The sequence below is a fragment of the Alistipes sp. genome (assembly GCF_048465635.1).
In the GTDB taxonomy this organism is placed as follows: domain Bacteria; phylum Bacteroidota; class Bacteroidia; order Bacteroidales; family Rikenellaceae; genus Alistipes.
The window spans coordinates 382,861-406,212 of the sequence record NZ_DBFWLF010000005.1 but is presented as its reverse complement, the minus strand read 5'-3'; the positions used below and the strand labels follow the sequence as shown (position 1 = coordinate 406,212).

Sequence of the window (23,352 nt, the reverse complement as noted above, 5' to 3'; positions counted from 1 at the left end):
GTTACTTGATGCAGATAGCGCCGAACTTGCACTTTTCGAGGCACGTGCCGCACTTGATGCAGTGGGCCTGGTCGATGGCGTAGGGCTGTTTCAGCACGCCGCTGATGGCGTTCGCCGGACACATGCGGGCGCACAGCGAGCACCCCTTGCACACCTTGGGATCGATGACATAGCTCATCAGATCGCGGCAGCGGTGGGCCGGACAGTGGCGGTTGCGCACGTGGTCGAGGTACTCTTCGCGGAAGTTGTCGAGCGTCGAGAGCACGGGGTTGGGCGCGGTCTGTCCCAATGCGCAGAGCGACGAATCCTTGATGACGCGCGAGAGGTTCTCCAGCTCGGCGATGTCCTCTTCGCTCCCCTGCCCGCGCGTGATGCGGTCGAGGATTTCGAGCAGTCGCTTGTTGCCGATGCGGCAGGGCGTACACTTGCCGCACGACTCGTCGACGGTAAATTCGAGGTAGAACTTGGCCACCGAGACCATGCAGTCGTCCTCGTCCATGACGATCATGCCGCCCGAACCCATCATCGAGCCGCTCGCCAGGAGGTTATCGTAGTCGATCGGGATGTCCAGGTGCTTCTCCGTCAGACAGCCGCCCGAGGGACCGCCCGTTTGCACCGCCTTGAAGCGCTTGCCGTTCTTGATGCCGCCGCCGATGTTGAAGATCACCTCGCGCAGGGTGGTTCCCATCGGAACCTCGATCAGCCCGACGTTGTTGACCTTGCCCGCCAGCGCGAAGACCTTCGTGCCCTTGCTCTTTTCCGTGCCGATCGAGGCGAACCACTTCGCCCCGCGCAGCAGGATGGGCGGAATGTTGGCATAGGTCTCGACGTTGTTCACGTTGGTCGGGAACCCCTTGTAGCCCGATTCCGAGGGGAAGGGCGGTTTGACCGTCGGCTCGCCGCGCAACCCCTCCATCGAGTGGATCAGCGCCGTCTCCTCGCCGCAGACGAACGCGCCCGCGCCGTAGCGGATCTCCAGATCGAACTTAAAGCCCGTGCCGAGGATGTCCTCGCCCAGCAGGCCGTATTCGCGGGCCTGAGCGATGGCCGTCCGCAGCCGTTCGATGGCCAGCGGATACTCGGCGCGGATGTAGATCAACCCCTTCGAAGCACCCGTGCAGTAGCCGTTGATGGCCATCGCCTCGAGCACCGAGTGCGGGTCGCCCTCCAAAATCGAGCGGTCCATGAACGCCCCCGGGTCGCCCTCGTCGGCGTTGCAGACCACGTATTTCTGCCCGGAGCGCGCCTCGCGCGTGATCTTCCACTTCAGACCGGTCGGAAACCCGCCGCCGCCGCGGCCGCGCAGCCCCGAGGCGATCACCTCCTCGATGACCGCTTCGGGCGTCATGCCGAGCGCCTTGCCCAGCGCGGCGTAACCGTCGCGGGCGATGTATTCGTCGATGTTCTCCGGGTCGATGAAGCCGCAGTTGCGCAGCGCGATGCGTACCTGGGGTTTGTAGAACTCCATGTGCTTGCTGTCGGAAACGTGCTGCCCGGTGTCGGGGGCCACGAAGAGCAGCCGTTCGACCTTGCGCCCCTTGAGGATGTGTTCGGCCACGATCTCGTCGGCGTCTTCGGGTTTCACGGAGACGTAGAAGGTGTTGTCGGGAACGATCTTGACGATGGGTCCCTGTTCGCAGAAGCCGAAGCACCCCGTCCGGATGACCTGCACCTGCTCGGCGAGGCCTGCCGCCGCGAGCGACTGCTTCAAGGCGTCGAGTATTTCGGCGCTGTGCGAGGCGCGGCAGCCGGTTCCGCCGCAGACGAGGATGTAGTTGTTGTAGCGTGCCATGTCAGATGCGCGTGTTGTGGCGGGCGGGGATGATGCCGTCGACCAGTTCTCCGGTGAGGATGTATTTGTCGATCAGCTCTTCCACGCGCTCCGTCGTGACGTCGCCGAAGACGATCGGCTCCCGGCCGGGCAGCGTGATCTCGACCGTCGGCTCGGCGTTGCAGTAGCCCATGCAGCCCGACTGGGTGACCACCGCGTCGATCCGCCGTTCGGCGAGACTGCTTACGAAGCGGTCCATCACCTCCTTGGCTCCGGCGGCGATGCCGCAGGTCCCCATCGCCACCCGCACCTGCGGCAGGCGGTCGGGGTGGTTGCTGTTCTCGCGGATGTTCAGCTCGGCGTGGAGCCTCTCGCGCATCTTGCGCAGCTCTTCGAGCGTTCTGACTTTGTTCATGCGGTTTTCGGTTTAGGTTCCCGGCCGATGCCGCACCGAACGACGGGCGGCCGCAGCCGGGATTAAAGGTAGTCATTGTTATTCGAATAACAAAAAAAGTGATAAAAAAAGTTGCGGAGGGTGTGTCGTTCGGCAGGTTGCCGGGAAAGCGGTCGTGGCGGCGGCCCGCATTTGGCCGCTACCCGATCGTGTTGCGGAATACTGCATCGAGCAGCTCCGCGAATAGATTCCGGATGGCGGCGGCCGCCTGCGGATGGCCCGGAGGCACGTCCCCGAGGGCCTCTGCGATCTCTCCGGAGGCGATCTCCTCCGTGCGGTCGTCGCAACACAGCCGGAAGCGGATGTCCACCTGCGGATAGCTGATCACGAGCTGCATGCACGTGGCGGCCAGGTCCCCTGCGGGCGGACAGTCGATGTGGTCGCGTGCGAAGCGGGCTTTGACCTCGGTCCCCTGCCCCGGTTCGGAGCGGACCTCCACCCGCCCTCCGCACTGCTCTGCGTTCTGGACCAGAAAGGGCAGCCCCAGCCCTACGCGCCGCGTCGTGCGCGTGGTGTAGAAGGGATCGAGCGCTTTGCGGAGGGTCTGAGCGTCCATGCCGCAGCCGTTGTCCGCGATGCGCAGCACGAGCTGCCGACCGTCGGTACGCAGTTCGATGCACAGCTGCGTGGCGCCGGCGCGGACGCTGTTTTCGGCCAGGTCGCTCAGGTGGAAGGCGATGTCTTTCATGGCGTTGCGTGGATGGTTTCGATCCGCCGCCCCGCCTCCCGCGCGAAGGCGCGGCGCAGTTCGCCGAAGGTGCAGCTTTCGGCCGTGAGCCGGGAGGGGTGTGCGGCGATCTGCTCCGGGAAGTGGGCGTCGGAGGCGGTGTAGGCGGTGTAACGGCTCAGGTCGGGATACGTGGCGCAGAGGGCGGCGAAGCGGTCGGGGTGGTTGTATTCGAGGGCGGCGGCGGGAAATCCCGGCGGCAGGAAGCCCAACTGGCCGATCAGACTGTTGGCCGGGCGTTCGACATGGGCCGGGACGACAAGCCCGCCCAGCCGCACGACCTCGGCGGCGGCCTGCTCGGCGCTGCACCGCAGCGGGGCGTTGAGATACCACGCAACCTCGCCCGCGATCCGCTCCCGCTCATCGACCCACACCTGATCGCCCAGCTTTTCGGGGCGGTTGGGGATGCGTTCGATCCGCGCGTCGATCCACGTCTGAAGCGCTTCGGCGGCCGCCCGGTCGGGCAGCAGCGCGACCAGATGCGCCTCTTCGCGCGTGGTGAGCTCCGCCCCGAAAAAGACCGTCAGCCCCGCGCGGCGGCCCAGCTCCCGCACGACGGGGGTCTGGAGCGTGGAGTTGTGGTCGCAGACGGCGATGGCGTCCAGCCCCGCGGCGCGGGCGCATGCGACGATGGCGGCCGGACTCATCGACAGCTCCCCGCACGGCGAGAGCAGGGTGTGGATGTGCAGATCGACCCGGAAGTGCCGCATCGGAGCTTATTTCAAAAGTTCGTAGAGCCTTCCCGCGGTCTCGAAAGCCGGCATCGGCGTCGAGAGCAGCGCGACCCCCTCCTCGCGCGCCTCGGCGAGGGTCTGCTCGTCGGGTACGGTTCCGTTGACCAGCACCACGGCGGCCACCTCCTTGAGGGCCGCCACGGCGACCACGTTGCGGTGGACCTGTAGCGTGATCCAGATCGTCTCCTTTTCGGCATGCCCCATCACGTCGCTCAAAAGGTCGGAGACGTAGCCTCCGCTCACTTCTGCGGCGGGGTCACGGGGCGGGGTGAGGGGCGTCAGCCCCAGCAGTTCGATTACGCGATCGAGTTTCATGTGCGTTGCGTTTTTAGCGTTGCGGTTCGCGCCGGAACCGTTCGCGGCCCCAGACGCGTTCGAGTTGCTCCAAAGCGTCGCTGCCGCCCTCGGCCAGGTCGGTGGCGATGTGCAGGAAGATGCAGTCGGAGGGCTGCGCCTCGCCGCGGACGATGTCGTGCGAGAGGCTCTCGCAGGTGGGCGAGCCGCACGCGCCGCAGTCGAGTCCCGGCAGCGACCGCCGGATGCGCTGCGCCTGGTCCATGCTGCTGAGTACCTGCTGAATGTCGCCCCGGAAGAGGAGCTTGGTCATCGGCGGGATGCCGCCGACCTCCATGCGGTCGGCTATGAAGCGGCGCTCCCCGTCGTCCGGGAGGTCCGGCCCGGCCTGGGCCGGATGCTCCTCCAGGCGGCGGCGCAGCCGCTCCTCGCTCACGAAGCGGTTGGCGGCGGTCAGCGAGCCGCCCAGGCAGCCCCGGCTGCACGCCCGCAGCTCCAGAAAGTCGACCTCGTGCAGCACGCCCGTCGTCTCGGCATGTTCCAGAAACTCCTTCACCTCGCCGATGCCGTCCACGGCCAGACAGCGCCCCGCGAACGCCGCGGCCTCGCCGCCCGGAAGCGTCCAGCCCAGGTCGGCCCGTGCCGCCTGCGGCAGCACCTCCTCACTGTCGGCCAATGCGCACGCCTTTTTGCAGCTCAGGATGCGGCAGAGGCGGTTGTAGAGCGAGTCGAGGTTGAGGATGCCGTCCACCAGCGGGGTTCCGTCGCGGTCCTCCTTGCCCGTGGCGGCCTTCGCCGCGCAGGGGGTGACGTAGAAAAGCCCGATCCGTTCGGGGGCGTACCCCGCGGCGAGCAGCCGCCGCCGGACGAGCATGGCCGTCGCCTCCACGGGGGTGCGGAGGTTCATCACGTGTTCCGTCAGATCGGGGAATTTGGTCTGGATCAGCCGGATGACGGCGGGACACAGGGGGCTGATCAGAGGCTTTTGGCGGTTGGCGGCGATCTGAGCGGCCATCCGTTCGCGGATGACCGGAACGCTCATTTCGACGGGAAAGGCGTGCGTGAAGCCCAGCGCGTGAAGCGCCGCGAGGATTTCGCGTTCGGTGTAGGTGTCGGCGAACTGACCGAGGAGCGCGGCGGAGAAGAGCACCGCGCGGCAGTCGAAGCCGAAGATGCGGTCGAAGTCGTCCTGCACGACGAAGATCGCCCCCACGGGGCACGCCCTCAGACACTCGCCGCAGTCGACGCACCAGTCCTTGCGCAGCGACGCCTTGCCGCCGCGGATGCGCAGCGCCTTGGTCGGGCAGTGGCGGATGCAGTGGGCGCAGCCCACGCAGAGGTCGGTGTCGACGGTGAGCGAGTGGTGGAACTCTTCGTAGGGTTTCATGGCGTATCGGCTTTCGGAGCGGGGAAACGGGTGGTCATGGTGATCGTGGTCCCGCGGCCCACGACGCTGCGGACATCCAGCTGGTCGACGTTGCGGAGCATGTTCGGAAGCCCCATGCCCGCGCCGAAGCCCATCTCGCGCACCTCGGGCGAGGCGGTCGAGAAGCCCTCCTGCATCGCCTGCGCGATGTCGGGGATGCCCGGTCCCTCATCGTCGATCACCACCACGATGCGGTCGGGCTGGATATCCACCGAGGCCACGCCCCGGAAGGCGTGGGCCACGACGTTGACCTCGGCTTCGTAGAGGGCGATCACGATCCGCTTGATGGTCTGCGCATCGAGCGAGAGCTGCTTGAGCACCCGCTTGACCTGACTCGACACGTTGCCTGCGCGGGTGAAGTCCCCGCCTTCGATCTCGTATTGGAGGTTCATCGCTTTGCGGTTGTTGCGGCCTGCGGGCCTCAGAATATGGGTTCCATGCCCGCGCGGGCCAGCTGGCCCACGGCACGGAACATCGAGTAGGCCGATTCGAGCAGCACGATGCCGTTCTGCTCGGCCAGCGTCCGCATCTCGGGCGTGGCCTTCTTGCCGCGCACGAAGAGGATGCACCGCAGGTCGGACATCTCGGCCGTGCGGATGGTCTGGATGTTGCACAGCCCCGTCACGAGCAGCAGCTGCGTGGTGTCCACCTTCAGCACGTCGCTCATCAGGTCCGCGGCGAAGCCGTAGCGAATCTCCAGCGGGGCTTCCCGATCGCCGCAGACGCACGCGGCGGCGGTGAGTTCCATAATCTCTTTGATCTCCATAGGCGGCGGTATTGGTTCGGCTTGCCGGGGTAATTTACGAAAAATTCCGCACATTCACAACTCCGCCGTACGGCCGGGCCAGACGACCTGCGGCAGGATGCCCGTCAGATAGGCCAGCGCGACGCCGTAGTTGGTGACGGGGACGCCCTGCGCCTGGGCGCGGCGGATGCGCGCGAGTACGTGGCGTCGGGTGAACATGCAGCCGCCGCAGTGGATCACCAGGTCGTAGGCGCTCAAATCGTCCGGGAAGTCGGTTCCGGCGACCACGTCCACCCGCAGCCCCTCGCCCGCGCGGCGGCGCAGCAGGCGCGGGAGCCGGACGCGCCCGATGTCCTCGCCGGCCGGAGCGTGCGTGCATGCCTCGGCGATCAGCACCCGCGACCGCTCCGTGAGGCGGCCAATGGCCGTGGCCCCCGCGACGAAGAGGGCGATGTCGCCCTTGTAACCGGCGTATAGGACCGAAAAGGAGGTCAAAAGGCTCGCTTGCGGCGTGAGGGCGCTCACGGCGGCGAACGCCTGCGAGTCGGTGATGACTAGCCGGGGTGGTGCGGCCAGCGCGGCGAGGCTCTGCGCCATCCGCTCGGGGGTGGTGCAGACGGCGGTGCACCCTTTGTCCAGCAGTTCGCGCAGGGTCTGCGCCTGCGGCAGGATCAGCCGCCCGCGGGGCGCTCCGGTGTCCTGCGGCATGACCAGCATCACCACGTCGCCCGCGGCGCACAGGTCGCCCGTGATCGTGCCCCCGTCGCGGTTGCCCGCCGCGGCGGCGAGCGCTTCGAGCAGTCGGTCGATCCCCTCCCCGGTAAGGGCGTTTACGGCGATAGCGGGGACTTCGAGCAGTCGGCCGAGGGCGGCGGGATTGGCCGCCGAATCGGGCTGGTTTAGCACCGCCACGACCGGAACGCCCTGTGCGCGGAACCGGGCGGCCCACGCGCGCTCCGCGCGGCAGGCGTCGGTCATGGCGCTGTCTTCGCAGCCGGGAGCCGTTTCCCGACAGACGATAACGGCCAGATCGCACCGCTGGGCGATCCGTTCGGTCTGCGTACGCCGCGCCGCGCCTAACGGGCTTCGGTCGTCGAACCCCGCCGTGTCGGTCACCACGACCGCGCCCAGCCCCGGAAGCTCCATCGCCCGGTTCACCGGGTCGGTCGTCGTGCCGGGGGAGGGCGACACGAGGGCCGCATGTTGCCCCGCAAGGGCGTTCAGCAGCGACGATTTGCCGCTGTTGCAGCGGCCGAAAAGGCCGATGCGGAGGCGTTCTGCAAAGGGGGTGTCGTTCATCTTCGGGCGTATTTTCAGAAACGGAAGTCGCGTTCCCCGCGGCCGATGGCGGCCAGGTATTCCCGCAGTTTGGCGCGCACGCGCTCGTCGGGAACCCGCGCGGCTTCGCGCTCGATGAGGGCCTCGCCCTTGCGGCGGGTCTCTTCCGAGGCGTAGTCGATGAGGTATTCGCTCAGGGTCATCAGGGCGTTTGGCCCGCAGCAGTCGGCGATCTTGCCGCGCTTGACCAGCGACATGAAGCGGTCGCCCGTGCGGCCCAGCCGGTAGCAGGCCGTGCAGAAGCTGGGCACGTAGCCCCGGTCGAGCAGCCACGCGACGATCTCGTCGAGCGTGCGGCGGTCGCTCAGGTCGAACTGCGCGGTGTTCCGCTCGTCGTGGTCCTCGTCGTCGTAGCCCCCGACGGAGGTGTTCGAGGCGCCGCTGATCTGCGAGATACCCAGCGAGAGCACCTGCCCGCGCACGGCGGGCGATTCGCGCGTGGAGACGATCATGCCCGTATAGGGCACGGCGATGCGGATCAGGGCGACGATCTTGCGGAAGATCGCATCGGGCAGCGCGTCGGTGAATGCCGCGGGGTCGATGTCGTCCGCCGGGCAGATGCGCGGCACGCTGATGGTGTGGGGCCCCACGCCGCACGCCGCTTCGAGGTGCTCGGCGTGCATCAGCAGCCCCGTGAAGTCGTAGAGGTAGCCGCTCAGCCCGAACAGCACGCCCAGCCCCACGTCGTCGATGCCGCCCGCCATCGCGCGGTCCATCGCCTCGGTGTGCCACGCGTAGTCGCTCTTGGGACCGTAGGGATGCAGCCGTTCGTAGTTTTCGCGGTGGTAGGTCTCCTGAAAGAGGATGTAGGTCCCGATCCCGGCGTCGGCCAGGCGGCGGTAGTTTTCGACGGTGGTGGCGGCGATGTTGACGTTCACGCGGCGGATCGCTCCGTTGCGGTGGCGGATGGAGTAGATCGTGCGGATGCTTTCGAGCAGGTATTCCATCGAGTTGAGCGGATGCTCGCCCGTTTCGAGCGCCAGCCGCTTGTGGCCCATGTCCTGCAGGGCGGTCACCTCGCGCTCGATCTGTTGCTGGGTGAGCTGCCGGCGCGGCATCGTATGGTTGGAGGCGTGGTAGGGGCAGTAGGTGCAGCCGTTGACGCAGTAGTTGGAGAGGTAGAGCGGTGCGAAGAGGACGATGCGGTTGCCGTAGATGCGCTCCTTGATGCGGCGCGCCAGGGCGTAGATACGCTCGTTGATCTGCTCGTCGGTGCACTCCAGCAGCAGGGCCGCCTCGCGGTGCGGAAGTCCTTCGCCTGCCTCGGCCCGTTCGAGCGCGGCCAAGAGCAGCGGCAGGTCGTTACGGTGGGCGCGGGCGTAGTCCACCGTCCGCGAGATCTCCTCGTGGTCGATGAACTCCGCGGCGCGTTTGGAATGTTTGTCGTACATGGCAGTGAGTTTAAAGATCGGCGCGGAAGTCGCCGCGCGCGTAGTCGATCCGGTAGCCGATCGCATCGAGCCGCCCGGCCAGCTCGCGCAGTCCGTCGGCGGCCTCGGCTCCCGAGGCGAGTTTATGGTCGTAGATGGCGTATTGTTCGCGCACGTCGGGCGGCGAGAGGTTGGGCATCACCACGTTGGCTCCCGCGAGTATCCCCCGCTCGCGTCCGTCCGCAAGCAGCGAGGCCAGGGCGGTGGTCGCCGGAATCAGCGCATCGGGCAGCATCAGCCGCACGAGCGAGAGCAGCAGCAGCGTACGGTCGGCGCTTCCGGGCGGCGAATCCGCCAGCGGCGTCTGCCGCTGAGGCAGGTAGGGACCGATGCCGACCATCTCGGGGCGGAACCGCTCCAGAAAGCGGAGGTCCGCCGCCAGATCGTCCGCGGTCTGCCCCGGCGCTCCGACCATCATCCCCGCCCCGGTCTGGTAGCCCAGCTCCCGGAGCGTGCTAAGACACGCCATGCGCCGCTGCTGCGACATGTCGGCGGGGTGCAGGCGCGCATAACAGGCCGCATCGGCCGCTTCGTGGCGGAGCAGGTAGCGGTCGGCCCCCGCTTCGCGCCAGCGGCGGTAGGCATCGCGGCTGCGCTCCCCGAGCGAGAGGGTCAGGGCGCTGTCCGGGAACTCGGCCCGGAGCCGCCTTACGAGGCGTTCCACGCGCCCGTCCTCCAGCGCCGGGTCCTCGCCGCCCTGCAGGACGAAGGTGCGGAACCCCGCGGCGTGCCCCGCGCGGCAGGCGGCGGCGATCTGCTCCTCGCCGAGCCGGTAGCGGACAAGCGCCGTGTTGCTGCGCCGCAGTCCGCAGTAGAGGCAGTCGTTGCGGCAGAACGAGGTGATCTCCACCAGCCCGCGGATGAATACGCCCCCTCCGAACCGCTCTCGGGCGACGGCGCGGGCCGTGCGGGCCGCATACTCGCTGACCGAGGGGTCCGCAAGCTCGATCAGCCGCAGGTACTCCGCGGGCCGGAGCCGCCCGTCGCGGCGCAGTTTGTCGATGAGCGCTTTCATCCTCCCCACAAATTTACCGAAATTATGGCGGATAAGCAACTGCCCGTCCGGAAATATTCCTATATTTGTCCGATCCCCCGTTCAGCACGCGTTTGCGCGGTTCGGTACGGTGTCGGGTGCGTTTTTTGCACGGCCGAACCCGGAAAGCCCGCTAAAGAGTCAGCCCGTGGAGACGTTCAACTTCATCATCAGCCGGATCAACGACCTGTTGTGGTCCTATGTGCTCGTAGGTCTGTTGTTGGGCTGCGCCCTCTGGTTCACCCTCCGCACGCGCTTCGTGCAGTTCCGCATGCTGCGCGAGATGGTGCGCGTGCTGGGCGAATCGGCCGCGACGCCCGCAGCGGGCGCAAAGCCGGCTCCGAAATGCGGTGCGGACGTCCCGCCGGTCCGGCACGGGCGGCATATCTCCTCGTTCCAGGCGTTCGCCGTCTCGCTGGCCAGCCGCGTCGGCACGGGCAATCTGGCGGGCGTGGCCACGGCCATCGTCGTGGGCGGTCCCGGCGCGGTCTTCTGGATGTGGGTCATCGCGCTGATCGGCGCAGCGAGCGCCTTCGTCGAGTCGACGCTGGCGCAGCTTTATAAACGGCCCGGCCGGGATTCTTACATCGGCGGTCCGGCCTACTACATGGAGCGGGGGTTGGGACGCCGCTGGATGGGTGTCGTCTTTGCGGTGCTTATCAGCGTCACGTTCGGCTTCGCGTTCAACTCCGTGCAGAGCAATACGATCTGCGCCGCCTGGGAGGGGGCGTTCGGGCTGGACCACCGCTGGGTGGGCGTGGGGCTGACGCTGCTGAGCCTCGGGGTCATCTTCGGCGGCATCCGCCGCATCGCCCGCGTGAGCGGCGTGGTGGTTCCCGTCATGGCGCTGGGCTATATCCTGCTGGCGCTGGGGGTGGTCGTCTTCAACTTCCGGCGGCTGCCGGAGGTGCTGGAACTGATCTTCGCAAATGCTTTCGGCTGGGAGCAGGCGCTCGGCGGCGGGGTCGGCGCGGCGCTGATGCAGGGCATCCGCCGCGGCCTGTTCAGCAACGAGGCGGGCATGGGTTCCGCCCCCAACGTGGCCGCCACGGCGTCGGTCTCCCACCCCGTCAAGCAGGGGCTGATCCAGACGCTGGGGGTCTTCACCGACACGCTCATCATCTGCTCCTGCACGGCCTTCATCATCCTCTTCGGCGGGCGTCCCGACGCCTCGCTGTCGGGCATCCGCCTCACGCAGGAGGCGCTGGTGTCGGAGATCGGCCCCGCGGGCGGGGTCTTCGTCGCCGTGGCGATCTTCCTCTTCGCCTTTTCGAGTATCATCGGCAACTACTATTACGGCGAGACCAACATCCGCTTCATCACCCGCCGCGGCTGGGTGCTCGCGCTTTACCGCGTTCTGGTCGGGGGCATGGTGCTGTTCGGATCGCTGGCGACGCTCGACCTGGCGTGGAGCCTGGCCGACGTGACGATGGCGCTGATGACCCTCTTCAACCTGGCGGCCATCGTCCTGCTCGGGCGGCAGGCGTTCCTGCTGCTGGCGGACTATACGGCGCAGAAGCGGCAGGGCATTAAGGACCCGGTCTATACGCGCGACCGCATCCCCTCGCTGCGCGACAAGGCCGAATGCTGGTAGGCGATTGGCTTTTTTCGAAGAATTGCCTACCTTTGCGCCCGGTAAAAATTGCTGATCGATGGAAGAATTGACACTCACCACTCCGGCCCTGCTGTTCTCGGCCGTTTCGCTGATCCTGCTGGCCTACACCAACCGCTTCCTTTCCTATGCGCAGCTGGTGCGCACGCTCAAGGACCAGTATCTGCAGAACCACTCGAAGGTTACCCGTGCGCAGATCGACAACCTGCGGCGCCGGCTGCATCTGACGCGGACGATGCAGATTCTGGGCGTGTCGAGCCTCTTCTTCTGCGTGGTGACCATGTTCCTGATCTATGTGGGCTTTCCGGTGCTCTCGGTCTGGATTTTCGGCGCGGCGCTCCTGCTGCTGATCGGGTCGCTCGGGGTCTCCATCCGCGAAATCCAGATCTCGGTCAAGGCGCTCGACATCCATCTGCGCGACATGGAGAACTGACCCCTCCCCGCAGGCGGCCTGTCGGCCATCTTCCGCTTCAGGCCCGCTGCTCGAGGAAGTAGCGCTGCGACTTGAGCAGGTTGCGCCCCTGCAGCACCATCGTTCTGGTCTCGTTCAGCAGCGTCAGATAGAGCATCGAGGCGCGCGTGCTGACGGCCGGATCGTCGTGGATGCGCCGCAGCTGGCTCTTCACGGCTTCGACGATCTGCCCAAACAGCTCGTCGCGCATCGTCAGCACTTGATCCAGCTCCGAAAAATCGTTCGAAACCAGCATCGCATTGATCTTGTCGAAGATCGCTTCGACCCGGTCGTTGACCCGCATCAGGTCGACGACCTGCTCGCGCGTGAAGCCCGCATGGTGGTTGTCGATGTGGTCCAGCGCCGGGCGCGTGATGTGCAGCAGCGCCTTGGTCACCTCCGAGAGGTAGTCGACCACCTGCACGTAGAAGTGCCCCGTGTCGATGTCGTTCGCCTCCAGCCGACGAAGGGTGGCGATCACGCCGTATTTGCGCGTGCGGGCCTCGTCGAAGAGCTTTTCCGATGCCTGCACCATCTCGCGCAGCACCCTGCGGTTCTCCTTGAAGACGGCCACCAGCGTGCGGTCGTAGATGCGCGTGACCTCCTGCATGGTGGCGCACACCTCCCCGATGCAGGTACGCAACACGGCGTCGGCCTCCTCGGCCGGGCGGACGGTGAACGAATCCTCTTCGCGCTCCCTGGTTTCGGGCGTTTTCCGGTGGCTGCGCACCAGCAGCCAGAGACAGAGCGCCGTCAGCCCCGCCACGGCGATCCAGCCGCCCCAGAGCAGCAGCAGCGTGACGCCGAGCGCGATCACGAAGCCGCCCAGCGCCGTGACGAACCAGCCCGATATGACCGCCATGACCCCCGTGATGCGGTAGACGGCGCTCTCGCGGCCCCACGAACGGTCGGCCAGCGACGAGCCCATCGCCACCATGAAAACCACGTAGGTGGTCGAAAGCGGCAGCTGGTAGGAGGTCGCCACCGCGATGAGGATCGAGGCAGCGGTGAGGTTCACCACGGCGCGGATCATGTCGTAGGGGGCCGCGGAGCGCTCTTCCACGGGCAGCGGGGTGAAGCGGCGGTCGATGGCGCGCTGCACGCGGGCCGGAACCAGTGCGGTCCAGAGTGCGTTGAGCGCCAGCGAAACGCGGACCGTCTGGCGCGAGAGGAGCGTCGAGGAGAAGCGCTCGTCCTGCTCATGCTGTGAGGCCAGCGCCAGCTCGGTTTCGGTGACGTGGCGCGACTTCTTCGACAGGAAGAGCGTCAGGACCATGATGACCCCGGCGCCGACCAGCAGCATAAAGTCGGCCCGCGCGGGTTTCATCAGTCCGGTCATCATCAGCGTCTCGCTGCCGGCCTCGGCGGCCAGCCGGTAGGAGTCGTACCCTGCGAGCGGCACGCCGATGAAGTTGACCAGATCGTTGCCGGCGAAGGCGAGCGCCAGGGAGAAGGTTCCCGAGAGGATCGTGATGCGCAGGATATTGAGCCGCATGCGCTGGAAGAGCCGCAGCACCGCCGACGAGACGACCCAGAAGATCAGCAGCGTGGCGAAGGTGTGCTCCCGCACGTAAAGGTCTACGGCCGCGGGGATCAGCCCCGAGTTGCCCAGCCCCTTGAAGAGGGCGAAGTAGAGGATGCCGGCCAGCGAGATGCCGCACCACACCGCGCCCCAGCGGCGGAAGACGGGGTGGTAGCGGAACGTGAAGATAAGGCGCGACAGGTACATGAAGAGCGTCCCGGCGGCGAAGGCCAGCGCCACCGACAGGAGGATGGCGGCGATGATGACCATCGCCTTGCCCGAGTTGATGAACTGCGGCAGGTCGTGCAGCGAGAGCGCGGGATCGGCTCCGATGCGCATCAGGGCGGCGGCGACGGCCGCGCCCAGCAGTCCGAAGACCATCGACACGGTGGTCGAGGTGGGCAGCCCCAGCGTGTTGAAGATGTCCAGCAGCAGCACGTTGCCCAGCATCATGCCCAAAAAGAGCATCATCACCTCCGCAAAGGAGAACTCTCCGGGGTAGAAGACCCCGCTGCGGGCGACCTCCATCATGCCCGTGGAGGTGAGCGTGCCGACGAGAATGCCGGCGGCGGCCACGCCTAGGATTACGCGGCGCGGCGCGACTTTCGACCCGAGGGCCGCATTGAGGAAGTTGACCGCGTCGTTGGCGACGCCTACGACGATGCCCATCACGGCCAGAGCGGCCAGAATGACGACGATAACGGTGAAGATCGGGGACATGGGTATCCGGTTTGGTTCGGATACAAAGGTCCGAAAAGGATGTTACAAAGCGATTACGGGGCGGTTGCGGAGCGATGAAATTTCGAAGCGGCATGTGGGCAGCAGCGCGGACGGGACCCCGGCAGAGATGCTGGCGGAGACGCTCGGTTTGCAGGAGGCGTTCGGCCGGGGCGGGGGTTGCCGTAGGAAATGCTTCGTTCCGCCTGCCGATCCGGCTAACTGTTCTTGCGCAGCGTGATGATGAACTCCAGCCCGCCCCGTTCGCGGTTGCGCACCGTGATCGCCCCGTCGTGCAGCGCCACCGCGTTGCGGACGATGGCCAGCCCCAGCCCCGTGCCGCCCAGCTTGCGCGAGCGCCCCTTGTCGATGCGGTAGAAGCGTTCGAACAGGTGGGGAAGGTGCTCTTCGCCGACCCCGATGCCGTTGTCGGCGAACAGGAGGGTGCACCGCTCCGCATCGTCCGCCAGCAGCCGGATGTAGAGGTCGCGCCCGCCCGAGTAGGCCGCGGCGTTGTCCGTGAGGTTGCGGAAGACGGAGCCGAGCAGAGTCGGGCTGCCCGTCATTTCGATCGGATGCGGCAGGTCCAAATGGACGCGCAGCCGCTCGTCGGCCGGGCGCAGCGAAAGGTCGGCGACGGCCTCCCCGATCACATCGTTCAGCACCAGGCGCTCCTTGCGGATGACGTGGCTGGCGTCGTCCAGGCGCGTGATGGTCGCCACGTCCGCAAGCAGGCGGCGCAGCCGTTCGGTCTGGGCGAGGCTCTTTTCGAGAAATTCGCGGCGGCGCTCCGGGGCAGGGCCGGGCGCGGCGAGCAGCGTTTCGAGGTAGCCCCGGATGGCTGCGACGGGGGTCTTCAGCTCGTGGTTGATGTTGTTGGTCAGCTGCTTCTTGATGCGGATCTTCTCCTGCTCTTCGTGCAGGGCCGCCGCGTGTTCGCGGTCGCGGTCGGCGGCGGTCTGCTGCAGGCGGGCGTAGAGGCGGACGATGTGCTCGGAGATCGCGCCCAGTTCGTCGTGCGGGAAGGCGGGTGCATCGGCGATCGGCTCGCCCCGCTCGGCCCGGCGGGCAAATTCGCGCAGCCGCACGATGTTGTGCCCCAGCCGCCGCGTGGCGAAGAAGGCCGCCACGCTCATCAGCAGCGTTACGCCCAGCATGAACCAGAGAAAGCGGCGGTCGGCGGTGAGCACCTCCCTAAGGGTCACCGAATAGGGCACGGCCGTGCGGACGATCACTTCGGGGCCGCGCATGGCCGAATAGAAATAGGTGTGGTGCGTGCTCCGGGAGTGGCGGCGGACGGTGAAGCCCGTGCCGCCGTCGATCGCCGCGATCACTTCGGGACGGTCGAGGTGGTTGCTGCCGGGCAGCGTGTCGAGCGAGTTGTCGAAGATGACGCGCCCCGTGCGGTCGATGATCGTCACGCGCAGGTCGTCGTAGGGTTGGTCGCCGCGGGCGGCGGCCTCGGCGGGGTGCACCCCTGCGGCCAGAGCGTCCAGCAGGCGGAGGTTGTACAGTTGCAGCCGTGCGTCGAGCCGCTCGGCCTTGAACTGTTTTTCGCGTCCGTACTGGAAGGCGATGAAGCAGGCGACCAGCGTCCACGAGAAAGCGACGAGCAGCAGGAATAGCCGCCGGTGGTAGGAGAGCCTATGCCTCAAAGCCGTAGCCATACCCCAGGCGTGTTACGATGTGGCTGCCGTAAGCGCCGATCTTGGCGCGCAGCCGGCGGATGTTCACGTCGATCGTGCGGTCGAGGACGATCACCTCGTCGCTCCAGACCCGCTTCAGAATCTCCTCGCGCGAGAAGATCCGGCCCGGATGCCGCAGCAGCAGGACCAGGATTTCGAACTCTTTCCGGGTGAGCGGCAGCGGCGTGCCGTCCGCCGTGCAGCGCTTGCTCGCCATGTCGAGCACCAGCCCTTCGTAACGGATGTTTTCGGCGGGCGCAGCGGCCGTGGCGGCGCGCCGCAGCACCGAGCGCACGCGGGCCAGCACCTCGCGCAGCGAAAAGGGTTTGGCGATGTAGTCGTCGGCCCCGAGGTTCAGCCCTGCGACCGTGTCGTCCTCAGCGTCGCGCGCCGTGCAGAAGATGATCGGGATGCGCGCCGTCGCGGGGTCGGCCTTGAGCAGCTGCGCCAGGCGGAAGCCGCTCATTTCGCCCATCATCACGTCGAGCAGCAGCAGCGAATAGCGTTCGGGGTGCATCGAGAGCGCCTGTTCGGCGCTGTACGCCACGTCGGCCTCGTATCCCTCGACCTCGAGGTTGAACTGGAGAATCTCGCACAGCGACTCCTCGTCGTCGACCACCAGAATCTTGTGTTTTGCCATAGATGCGGGTTCTGTCCGCTGCAAAAATAGAAAGGATTCCGACGATTGCATCCGCCGCAGCCGACATTTAACCGAAATGTAACAGAGCCGCTTACCGGTCGAGCACCTCCAGCTGCTGACGCACCGACTCCTCGTGGATGGCCTGCAGCACCGAGCGCATGAACTCGCGGTCCATGCCCAGTTCGACGGCCTGCGCGGCGCGGCGGGCGAGCAGCTCCTCGTAGCGCGCGGCCTGCAGGACGGGCATGGCGTGCTCCTTCTTGTACTGTCCGATCTCGCGCGAGACGCGCATGCGGTGCGCGAGCAGTTCCAGCAGCCGGTCGTCGAGCTTGTCGATCTCCGCGCGCAGCTCCGACAGGCTCTCGGTTGTGGTCGTCGCTTCGCGGATGACCAGGTTGCGGCAGATGTAGGCCAGCGCCTGCGGGGTGATCTGCTGCGCCTTGTCGCTCCACGCCGTGTCGGGGGCGCAGTGCGCCTCGACGATCAGCCCGTCGAAGCCCAGGTCCATCGCCTGCTGCGCCAGCGGGGCGACCAGTTCGCGCTTGCCGCCGATATGGCTCGGGTCGCAGAAGATCGGCAGCGCCGGCAGGCGGCGATGCAGCTCGATAGGAATCGACCACATGGGATGGTTGCGGTAGAGGCTTTTGTCGATCGAAGTGAAACCGCGGTGGATGACCCCCAGGCGGCGGATGCCGGCATTGTAGATGCGTTCGATGGCCCCGATCCAAAGCTCCAGATCGGGGCTGACGGGGTTTTTGACCAGCACCGGGACGTCGCGGCCCCGCAATGCGTCGGCGATCTCCTGCATGGCGAAGGGGTTGGCCGCCGTGCGCGCCCCGATCCAGAGCAGGTCGACGCCCCCGGCCAGCGCCGCCGTGACGTGCTCGCGCGTGGCGACCTCGGTCGAAGTGTACATGCCCGTTTCGCGCTTCACCCGCCGCAGCCACCCGAGGCCGTCGGCCCCTACGCCCTCGAAGCCGCCGGGCTTGGTGCGGGGTTTCCAGAGTCCCGCGCGGTAGATGCGGAACCCCTCGGCGGCCAGTTCGCGGGCGGTGCGGAGCACCTGTTCTTCGGTTTCGGCGCTGCACGGCCCCGCGATGGTGAGGGGGCGGCGGGGATCTAGCCCCGGCAGCCGGATGGGTTGCAGATCGTTCATATCTGTTTGGTTTGTTTTGGCAATTGTGTTTGGATATTCGAAGCCGATCGCTGATCCTCGCGGCCTTGGCCGCGTTTACAGGGCTGGCCCACCCTTAAATCCCCTCCTCGGAGGGGACTTCGGTCGGGATTTCCGCCGGGAGTGGGGCTCCGGTTCGCAGTCGTTTTCACAGGTTCGGGTTGGGACATTCGGCATATTCGCCCAGGATGCGGAAGTCGCTCGCAAGGGGGCGCGCGGCGTCGACGGCCTGCCGGTAGCGCGTGCGGTCGTCGAAGGTGACGTCGACGTAGAAGCGGTATTCCCACTCGCGGCCTACGATCGGGAGCGACTGGATTTTCGTCAGGTTTACGCCGTAGAACGAGAGCACGGTCAACACCTGCGAGAGGCTTCCCCGCGTGTGGGGCAGCGTGAAGAGCAGCGAGGCCTTATCCGTGCGGTCCGGGTCGGCGAACTCCCCGGCGCGGCTTTCATCGGCGAGCAGCAGAAAGCGCGTGAAGTTGTGCTTGTTGGTCTCCACCCCGCGTCGAAGCACCTCCAGTCCGTACAACGCCGCCGCCTCCGCACCGCAGATGGCCGCCGTGTGCGGAAGCTGCTGTTCGGCGATCTCGCGGGCGCTGCCCGCCGTGTCGTCGCGCTCGACGATCCTCAGGTCGGGATACCCGGCCAGAAAGTCCCCGCACTGCATCAGGGCGATCGGGTGCGAGCGCACCTCGCGGATTTGCTCCATGCTTTGCCCCGGCAGCGCCGCCACCACGTGCGAGATGCGTAGCTTCTGCTCGCCCACGATCCGCGTGCGGCTGCGGCGCAGCAGCTCGTGGTTGGGCAGCAGGCTGCCCGCGATCGTGTTCTCGATGGCGGCTACGCCCAGCAGCCGCGGATCGCGCTCCATGCGGGCGAACAGCTCCTCGAAGCTCCGGCAGGGGAGCGTTTCGACGGTTCGGTCGCGGAAGCAGGCGCGGGCCGCGGTTTCGTGGTAGCACCCCGCGACGCCCTGTATGACGATTCGTTCCATAGTCCGTTCAAAAAAGACGAACCCGCTCTTGTGCGGAGCGGGTTCATCGGTGACTTATTCCTCAAAGTCCGGTTAACTGCATGCCGCTCCGCTTTTTCCCGTGCCGTAAAAGAAAAAGTGAAAGGAGTAGGATGCAAAACCGAAATGCTTCATGTCGATACGTTTGTCGGCAACAAATGTAGTGAAATAATCGCTCAATCCAAATTTCGGGCGCGTTTTTTTGCGGCCGCGGCGGTGCGGCGGGCGCGGAAACGCTTGTGCAGCTGCTTGCGGCGGGTGAACAGCAGCCGGAAGAAGACACCGCGCAGCAGCGTGTCGCTGACGTTCCAGCCGCGCTGTTCGGCGTAGCGGACGAAGAGGTAGAGGAACGCCGGAGCGGGGCACGCGAGCCGCTGCAGGTTGACCATGCAGCGGCGCATGGAGTGCGGCCGGGCGTGGAAGCGCATGCGGTTGATGTCGATCAGCTGGAAGCGGTAACCGCCTGCCGGGTCGGGGCGGTAGAGGACGTTGGCGTGGTTGAAGTCTCCGATGCTCGATCCCCGCTTCTGCATGCGGACGGTGAAGCGCGCGAAGGCATCGAGCATGGGCCGCGCCTCGGGTGCGGGGAAGCTCCCTCATGAACGCGCGCAGGGATTCGTAGGCCGGATTGAGGCGGATGCGCATGCCGATACGTTTTGAACGGTGCAAAGTTATGTCGGGTGCGCAGCCTCCCAGCCCGAGAGCGTTGTCTGAAGTTGGTCGGAATGCGAAAAAGAAAACGGATGCGCGAGGGGCGCATCCGCTGGAGCTGACACCGGGACTTGAACCCGGGACCTCTTCCTTACCAAGGAAGTGCTCTACCACTGAGCTATGTCAGCAATTTGCTGTTGAAATCGGTGCAAAAGTACACAAGAAAAATGAAAAGACCAAAAAATAGTGCGTTTTTCCCGATTATTTTCTATCTTTACTTCACAATTACAACCTTAACCCGATGAAACGTATACTGATTGTAGGAGCAGGGGGCCAGATCGGTTCCGAACTGACCGTTTATCTGCGCAAAATCTACGGCGATCACAACGTCGTGGCTACCGACATGCGCGAATGCAAAGCCCTCGGCGAAGCCGGGCCCTTCGAGGTGCTCAACGCCCTCGACGCCACGGCGATGGCCTCGGTGGTGGCGCGTTACCACATCGATACGATCTTCAACCTGGTGGCTCTCTTGTCGGCCGTGGGCGAGCGCAACCCGCAGATGGCGTGGAATGTCAACATGGGCGCGCTGAACAATTCGCTCGAAGTGGCGCGCCAGCACCACTGCGCGCTGTTCACCCCCTCGTCGATCGGTGCGTTCGGCCCCTCGTCGCCCAAGGACAAGACCCCGCAGGACACGATCATGCAGCCCACGACCATCTACGGCATCTGCAAGGTCACGGGCGAACTGCTGGGCAACTACTACCACCACAAGTTCGGCGTCGACACCCGTTCGGTGCGTTTCCCGGGAATCATCTCCAGCGTCACGCTGCCTGGCGGCGGAACGACCGACTACGCGGTGGAGATCTATTACGAGGCGATCCGCAGCGGCCGCTTCACCTGCCCCGTTCCGGCGGACGTCTATATGGACATGATCTACATGCCCGATGCGCTGCGGGCTTGCGTCGAGCTGATGGAGGCCGACCCGACCAAACTCGTCCACCGCAACAGCTTCAACATCGCCTCGATGAGCTTCACGCCCGAGATCATCTGCGCCGAGATCCGCAAGCGCCTGCCCGACTTCAGGATGGACTACGATGTGGACCCCGTGAAGAAGCAGATCGCCGAGAGCTGGCCCAATTCGCTCGACGACACGTGCGCCCGCGAGGAGTGGGGATGGAAGCCCGAATGGGACCTCTCGCGCATGACCGACGACATGCTCGCGCATATCCGCACGAAACTGCATGTCGGATAGGACCGGGGCACGGATGGAACCCGTCGTCGAGGCGGCCGCGGAGAGCTGGGACGGTGCGCTGCTGCCTGCCTATCCGGCGGGTGCGCCGAGGGTCTCGATCCTGCGGGGCATTCTCCCGCCGCATACGCGGCTGCCGATGCACCGCCACCCGGTCATCAACGCCGGGGTGGTGCTGCGCGGCTCGCTGACGGTGGTGACCGCGGACGGTGCGGAGCGGACGTTCGGCCCCGGGGAGGGGATCGTGGAGACGATCGGCACGGCGCATTACGGCGAAAACCGCGGCGACGAGCCGGTCGAGTTAGTCATGTTTTACGCCGGGGCAGGAAATTTGCCGTTGTCCGAGCCGGAGAAATAATCCCCTGCACCGATCATGAAACCAGTCGTCCGGTATCTCTTTCTGCCGTCGCTGTTGCTCGCGGCCATCGTGGCGGGCGGTAGTCTCTACCTCATCTCCTACTCGCTGCGGCCCGACCGGGCGCGGAGCGGGGAGGAGGAGTCCTATGATTATATGTATGCCGAATATCCGTTCCTGCGGCCGTGGGTCGACAGCCTCCGCCGGGCGGACGCGCTGCGCGATACGGTGATCGTGGGCCCGCACGGCAGGCGGCTGCATGCGATCTACGCCGCGGCCCCGCGTCCGACCAAAAAGACCGCGGTGATCGTCCACGGCTATACGGACAATGCGATCCGCATGCTGATGATCGGCTACCTCTATAATCACGATCTGGGTTACAACATCCTGCTGCCCGACCTGGCCTACCACGGCCGCAGCGAGGGGCGCGCCGTGGGCATGGGGTGGCCCGACCGGCTCGACGTGCTGCGGTGGACCGAGGTCGCCGACTCCCTGTTCGGCGGCGATACGCAGCAGGTCGTCCACGGCATTTCGATGGGCGCGGCCACCACGATGATGCTCTCGGGCGAGCAGCTGCCGCCCTACGTGAAATGTTTTGTGGAGGACTGCGGCTATACGAGCGTCTGGGACCAGTTCGCCAAGGAGCTGAAGGAGCAGTTCCACCTGCCGCCCTTCCCGCTGCTTCACGCCGCAAGCGGGCTTAACGCGCTCGAAAACGGCTGGAACTTCCGCGAGGCGTCGGCGCTGGAGCAGGTGCGCCGCTCGACGCTGCCGATGCTCTTCATCCACGGCGATGCCGACAAGTATGTCCCTACGGAGATGGTCTACGAACTCTATGCGGCCAAACCGGGCGAGAAGGAGTTGTGGGTCGTGCCCGGCGCGGCGCATGCGGTCTCCTACCGGGATAATCGGGAGGAGTATACGCGGCGGGTCGGGGAGTTTGTGGGGCGGTACGTCCGCGACGAAGAGTCGAATGACGGATCGGATAAGGGGCTAAATGACGGATCGGGCCGCGGTGCGGATGGACCGGATGCCCCGGCCGATTGATCGGAAGGGCCGGCGCCGCCGTGAGGACGACGGCCGATGGTCCGGATAGCGATCCGACTGCGGATGGAAGGCGGACGGATGACGACGGATAGCGCTCCGGACGACGATTCGGCTGGCAGCGGTATGGCTGGCGGAGGTCAGCGGATAATACCCCGGACGCCGGCGGACAGGATACGAAAAAACCGGAAGCGAAACTTCCGGTTTTTTCGTGGATGCGGGGCGGTCCGCTAAGCCTTGCCGGCCGAGCCGAGCACGTTCTCGCACTTGTGCTTGTAGAGCTTCTTCAGCTCGTCGCGGGCGGGACCCAGGTACTTGCGGGGGTCGAACTCGGCGGGCTGCTCGACGAAGACCTTGCGCACGGCGGCGGTCATGGCCAGACGGCCGTCGGAGTCGATGTTGATCTTGCAGACGGCGCTTTTGGCGGCCTCGCGCAGCTGCTCCTCGGGAATGCCGACGGCATCCTTGAGCGCACCGCCGTGCGTGTTGATGATTTTCACGTACTCCTGCGGTACGGACGACGAGCCGTGCAGCACGATGGGGAAGCCGGGGATGCGCTTCTCGATCTCCTTCAAAATGTCGAAACGCAAGGGGGGCGGAACCAGCACGCCGTCGGCGTTGCGCGTGCACTGCTCGGGCTTGAACTTGTTCGCGCCGTGCGACGTGCCGATCGAGATGGCCAGCGAATCGACGCCGGTCTTCTTCACGAAGTCCTCCACGTCGGCCGGATCGGTGTAGTGCGAGTGCTCGGAAGCCACCTCGTCCTCGACGCCGGCCAGCACGCCCAGCTCGCCCTCGACGGTCACGTCGTGCTGGTGGGCGTATTCCACCACCTGCTTGGTCAGGGCGACGTTCTCCTCGTAGGGCAGCGCCGAACCGTCGATCATTACCGACGAGAAGCCCATGTCGATGCAGCTCTTGCACAGCTCGAACGAGTTGCCGTGGTCGAGGTGCAGGCAGATGGGAATGTTCTTGCCCAGCTCCTTGGCATACTCCACAGCGCCCTGGGCCATGTAGCGCAGCAGCGTCTGGTTGGCGTACTTGCGCGCACCGGCCGAAACCTGGAGGATCACCGGTGACGATGCCTCGACGCACGCCTGGACGATGGCCTGCATCTGCTCCATGTTGTTGAAGTTGAACGCCGGGATGGCGTAACCGCCTTCGATGGCCTTGGCGAACATCTCGCGGGTGTTGACCAGGCCCAAATCTTTGTAGGATACCATAACGATTTAATTTATGCAGTGATTTGTTGTCGCGGATCGATGGCACAAATTTACTAAAAATTCTA

General features: G+C 66.0%; 23 protein-coding genes and 1 tRNA gene. 5 read left to right on the top strand and 19 right to left on the bottom strand.

Annotation, left to right across the window (positions count from 1 at the left end; all coding sequences use genetic code 11):
- Position 1: 1 nt before the first annotated feature.
- From ACMO9O_RS02755 to hydE, 11 genes are all read right to left on the bottom strand, one after another.
- On the bottom strand, positions 2 to 1,792 hold the full coding sequence (locus ACMO9O_RS02755; protein ID WP_418982087.1) for an NADH-ubiquinone oxidoreductase-F iron-sulfur binding region domain-containing protein: 1,791 nt from the start codon (positions 1,790 to 1,792) through the stop codon (positions 2 to 4).
- A gap of 1 nt (position 1,793) precedes the next feature.
- Positions 1,794 to 2,186 carry a (2Fe-2S) ferredoxin domain-containing protein gene (locus ACMO9O_RS02750; RefSeq protein ID WP_418982086.1) on the bottom strand — a complete coding sequence of 131 codons (393 nt, stop codon included), beginning with the start codon at positions 2,184 to 2,186 and terminating at the stop codon, positions 1,794 to 1,796.
- 178 nt (positions 2,187 to 2,364) lie between these two features.
- The gene (locus ACMO9O_RS02745) at positions 2,365 to 2,913 is read right to left on the bottom strand and encodes an ATP-binding protein (protein WP_418982085.1); all 549 of its coding nucleotides are present in this window, start codon (positions 2,911 to 2,913) and stop codon (positions 2,365 to 2,367) included.
- Positions 2,910 to 3,662 (bottom strand): PHP domain-containing protein, encoded by a 753-nt coding sequence (locus tag ACMO9O_RS02740; RefSeq protein WP_418982084.1) that lies wholly within the window; start codon positions 3,660 to 3,662, stop codon positions 2,910 to 2,912. The genes ACMO9O_RS02745 and ACMO9O_RS02740 overlap by 4 nt, the downstream gene beginning before the upstream one ends.
- Before the next feature lie 6 nt (positions 3,663 to 3,668).
- The gene (locus ACMO9O_RS02735) at positions 3,669 to 4,001 is read right to left on the bottom strand and encodes a serine kinase (protein ID WP_418982083.1); all 333 of its coding nucleotides are present in this window, start codon (positions 3,999 to 4,001) and stop codon (positions 3,669 to 3,671) included.
- A 13-nt stretch (positions 4,002 to 4,014) separates the two neighbouring features.
- A complete protein-coding gene (locus tag ACMO9O_RS02730; RefSeq protein ID WP_418982082.1) occupies positions 4,015 to 5,367 on the bottom strand; it encodes a [Fe-Fe] hydrogenase large subunit C-terminal domain-containing protein in 1,353 nt (450 codons plus the stop codon).
- Positions 5,364 to 5,798 (bottom strand): ATP-binding protein, encoded by a 435-nt coding sequence (locus ACMO9O_RS02725; RefSeq protein WP_418982081.1) that lies wholly within the window; start codon positions 5,796 to 5,798, stop codon positions 5,364 to 5,366. Before ACMO9O_RS02725 ends, ACMO9O_RS02730 begins: the two co-directional genes overlap by 4 nt.
- Positions 5,799 to 5,827: 29 nt before the next feature.
- Positions 5,828 to 6,172, bottom strand: coding sequence for a hypothetical protein (locus tag ACMO9O_RS02720; protein ID WP_418982080.1), 345 nt, complete (start codon positions 6,170 to 6,172; stop codon positions 5,828 to 5,830).
- Positions 6,173 to 6,226: 54 nt separating this feature from the next.
- Complete coding sequence (gene hydF / locus ACMO9O_RS02715) at positions 6,227 to 7,450, bottom strand: [FeFe] hydrogenase H-cluster maturation GTPase HydF (RefSeq protein WP_418982079.1); 1,224 nt, start codon at positions 7,448 to 7,450, stop codon at positions 6,227 to 6,229.
- A gap of 14 nt (positions 7,451 to 7,464) precedes the next feature.
- Positions 7,465 to 8,880, bottom strand: coding sequence for a [FeFe] hydrogenase H-cluster radical SAM maturase HydG (gene hydG, locus ACMO9O_RS02710; RefSeq protein ID WP_418982078.1), 1,416 nt, complete (start codon positions 8,878 to 8,880; stop codon positions 7,465 to 7,467).
- Between the two features lie 10 nt (positions 8,881 to 8,890).
- Positions 8,891 to 9,934 carry a [FeFe] hydrogenase H-cluster radical SAM maturase HydE gene (gene hydE / locus ACMO9O_RS02705; RefSeq protein ID WP_418982077.1) on the bottom strand — a complete coding sequence of 348 codons (1,044 nt, stop codon included), beginning with the start codon at positions 9,932 to 9,934 and terminating at the stop codon, positions 8,891 to 8,893.
- Positions 9,935 to 10,100: 166 nt separating this feature from the next.
- Here hydE and ACMO9O_RS02700 point away from each other — a divergent pair, with 166 nt between their 5' ends.
- Together ACMO9O_RS02700 and ACMO9O_RS02695 are read left to right on the top strand one after the other, a co-directional pair.
- Positions 10,101 to 11,546 (top strand): alanine/glycine:cation symporter family protein, encoded by a 1,446-nt coding sequence (locus ACMO9O_RS02700; RefSeq protein WP_418982076.1) that lies wholly within the window; start codon positions 10,101 to 10,103, stop codon positions 11,544 to 11,546.
- Positions 11,547 to 11,604: 58 nt separating this feature from the next.
- Entirely contained in the window at positions 11,605 to 11,997 is a 393-nt protein-coding gene (locus tag ACMO9O_RS02695; protein ID WP_418982075.1) for a DUF2721 domain-containing protein, read from the top strand.
- A gap of 37 nt (positions 11,998 to 12,034) precedes the next feature.
- Here the strand turns inward: ACMO9O_RS02695 and ACMO9O_RS02690 are convergent, their stop codons facing one another.
- The 7 genes from ACMO9O_RS02690 to ACMO9O_RS02660 all read right to left on the bottom strand — a co-directional run bounded on the left by ACMO9O_RS02690 (position 12,035) and on the right by ACMO9O_RS02660 (position 19,604).
- Positions 12,035 to 14,257 carry an inorganic phosphate transporter gene (locus tag ACMO9O_RS02690; protein ID WP_418982074.1) on the bottom strand — a complete coding sequence of 741 codons (2,223 nt, stop codon included), beginning with the start codon at positions 14,255 to 14,257 and terminating at the stop codon, positions 12,035 to 12,037.
- A gap of 215 nt (positions 14,258 to 14,472) precedes the next feature.
- Positions 14,473 to 15,921, bottom strand: a complete 1,449-nt coding sequence (locus ACMO9O_RS02685; RefSeq protein WP_418982073.1) for a sensor histidine kinase — start codon at positions 15,919 to 15,921, stop codon at positions 14,473 to 14,475.
- Positions 15,899 to 16,579, bottom strand: a complete 681-nt coding sequence (locus ACMO9O_RS02680; protein ID WP_418982072.1) for a response regulator transcription factor — start codon at positions 16,577 to 16,579, stop codon at positions 15,899 to 15,901. Before ACMO9O_RS02680 ends, ACMO9O_RS02685 begins: the two co-directional genes overlap by 23 nt.
- Positions 16,580 to 16,670: 91 nt before the next feature.
- On the bottom strand, positions 16,671 to 17,735 hold the full coding sequence (locus tag ACMO9O_RS02675; protein ID WP_418982071.1) for a chorismate mutase: 1,065 nt from the start codon (positions 17,733 to 17,735) through the stop codon (positions 16,671 to 16,673).
- Between the two features lie 166 nt (positions 17,736 to 17,901).
- Complete coding sequence (locus ACMO9O_RS02670) at positions 17,902 to 18,747, bottom strand: prephenate dehydratase (RefSeq protein WP_418982070.1); 846 nt, start codon at positions 18,745 to 18,747, stop codon at positions 17,902 to 17,904.
- Positions 18,748 to 18,941: 194 nt separating this feature from the next.
- On the bottom strand, positions 18,942 to 19,331 hold the full coding sequence (locus ACMO9O_RS02665) for a hypothetical protein (protein ID WP_418982069.1): 390 nt from the start codon (positions 19,329 to 19,331) through the stop codon (positions 18,942 to 18,944).
- A gap of 198 nt (positions 19,332 to 19,529) precedes the next feature.
- Positions 19,530 to 19,604: transfer RNA gene (locus ACMO9O_RS02660), tRNA-Thr, on the bottom strand.
- Between the two features lie 113 nt (positions 19,605 to 19,717).
- On the opposite strand from ACMO9O_RS02660, the gene ACMO9O_RS02655 reads away from it, so the two are divergent.
- From ACMO9O_RS02655 to ACMO9O_RS02645, 3 genes are read left to right on the top strand one after another with little or no spacing between them, the layout of a single operon-like run.
- Positions 19,718 to 20,668 carry an NAD-dependent epimerase/dehydratase family protein gene (locus tag ACMO9O_RS02655; protein WP_418982068.1) on the top strand — a complete coding sequence of 317 codons (951 nt, stop codon included), beginning with the start codon at positions 19,718 to 19,720 and terminating at the stop codon, positions 20,666 to 20,668.
- A gap of 13 nt (positions 20,669 to 20,681) precedes the next feature.
- Positions 20,682 to 21,023 carry a cupin domain-containing protein gene (locus ACMO9O_RS02650; protein ID WP_418982067.1) on the top strand — a complete coding sequence of 114 codons (342 nt, stop codon included), beginning with the start codon at positions 20,682 to 20,684 and terminating at the stop codon, positions 21,021 to 21,023.
- A gap of 15 nt (positions 21,024 to 21,038) precedes the next feature.
- Positions 21,039 to 22,067 (top strand): alpha/beta hydrolase, encoded by a 1,029-nt coding sequence (locus tag ACMO9O_RS02645; protein ID WP_418982066.1) that lies wholly within the window; start codon positions 21,039 to 21,041, stop codon positions 22,065 to 22,067.
- A gap of 227 nt (positions 22,068 to 22,294) precedes the next feature.
- Here ACMO9O_RS02645 and ACMO9O_RS02640 read toward each other — a convergent pair whose 3' ends face one another.
- On the bottom strand, positions 22,295 to 23,287 hold the full coding sequence (locus tag ACMO9O_RS02640) for a class II fructose-bisphosphate aldolase (RefSeq protein WP_418982065.1): 993 nt from the start codon (positions 23,285 to 23,287) through the stop codon (positions 22,295 to 22,297).
- Between the last annotated feature and the right edge of the window lie 65 nt (positions 23,288 to 23,352).